We start from the raw sequence: 1,520 nt of genomic DNA on the forward strand, positions 1-1,520 counted from the left end.
CTTGGACGGCGGCGGCGACGGCGGTGTGGGGGTCGGTGGCGTGCGGGTCGGCTGCGGTCTGGTGACGCCGGGCGCCTTCCCAACTCCGTTCATTTTCCAGCCCGTCCGGCGTTTGAGGACGAGGCCCCTTCAGGGCCGACGGGGGTCTGGGGGCGGAGCTCCCAGGGACGCCCGCACCGACAACCCCCGGCGCCGCGAGCAGCACGTCCGCGTATCCCTCCGCCCCCAGCCGACTCAACGCCAGCTGATGCAACTGCTCCACCGGCGGCCGGGACCCACTCCGCAGAATCGTCCCCACCGCCTTCATGTACGTCGGCACAGCCACCCCCCGCCGGGGAGGAGGCGGTGCGATGCGACCGTAAACAGCGTGTGCGCGGCCCGAGTCGAGCGGGTGGGCGCGCAGCCACTGCCAGGTCTCCGCGTCGGCGTGGAGGTCGAGCAGCAGCGTCGTCGTGCCCGGTGCGCGCAGCCGCAACTCCTCGCGGACCCAGGCCCACGGGAACGCGGTGTAGCGCACCGTCGCCGGGGTCGTACGCGCCAGCGCCAGGTGCGGAAGGCGCTGTTTCCGGTCGAGTTGGAGCTGCCCGGTGATGAACACGGTCAGCGGTCCGGGTGCCGTGGCGGCGGCCCGCAGCCGGGTCTGCACGGCCTGCGGCTCCAACGGGTCGGCGAGTTCGACCACGTTGGCCGTCTCCGTGCCGGACAGCACGGACGGGGCGACGGCCGCGAGCACCGGCAGCACGGACGCCGCGTCCACCAGACGCCCCTTGCCGACCGGCGAGGCCGCGAGCAGCAACACCGTCCCGGGCATGTGCCCTCCCCCCATAGAACCGTCGATCACTTGCGTACCGCAGCACCGTAACCTCTGCCCAACCTCTGCTGCTGCAAAGGGTGATGCCACAACCCGCGATATCAGGACCGCCGTACCGCGAAGATCGTGGTGTCGTCGGCGAGACGGCCGCCGCAGTGGCGCAGGGTGCCGTCGCGGACGTAGGCGACCAGGCGGTGCGGGTCGGCGGTGCGCGGGTCGAGGTGGACGCCTTCGGTGACGCGGTCCTTGAGGGGGTAGAAGACGCCGGCGCCGTCGCGTGCCTCGGTGACTCCGTCGGTGACGATGAGGAGGGTCTCACCGGGGGCGAGGGTGATGCGGAGGGTCGGCGGCGGTCCCTCCAGTCCTGCCAACTCGCCCAGCCCCAGCGGGAGTCCGTGCCCGGGCGGCAGCGGCCGTACACCGAACGGGCCGACCACCAGCGGGGGTTCGTGACCGAAGTTGACGACCTCGACCGTGCCCGGGTCGCCGGCGGGGAAGCTCAGCAGCACGGCCGTGGCGAAACGGTCGACGTCCTCGCGGCCCAGGGCGGTGAGAGGCCGGCCGTGGCGCAGCATCCGTATCTCCAGCCGGGCGGCGACCGTCGCGAGGGCCGCCTCGTGGTAGCCGGCCTCGCGGAACGTGCCGAGCAGCGCAGCCGCCGCCTCCACCGCGCCGAGGCCCTTGCCCTGGACGTCGCCGACGAGGGCGC

The 1,520-nt window shown here is 73.2% G+C and carries 2 protein-coding genes; both read right to left on the reverse strand.

All coding sequences use genetic code 11. From position 1 onward, the window contains the following. Nucleotides 1-811, reverse strand: an 811-nt coding sequence (locus R6V09_RS52910; protein WP_317888523.1) for a hypothetical protein, incomplete at its 3' end; no start/stop codon positions are given. A gap of 101 nt (nt 812-912) precedes the next feature. Next, on the reverse strand, nt 913-1,520 hold a 608-nt coding region (locus R6V09_RS52915), incomplete at its 5' end, for a PP2C family protein-serine/threonine phosphatase (protein ID WP_317888524.1).

It is taken from the genome of Streptomyces sp. W16 (assembly GCF_033194735.1).
Classification (GTDB): Bacteria; Actinomycetota; Actinomycetes; order Streptomycetales; family Streptomycetaceae; genus Streptomyces.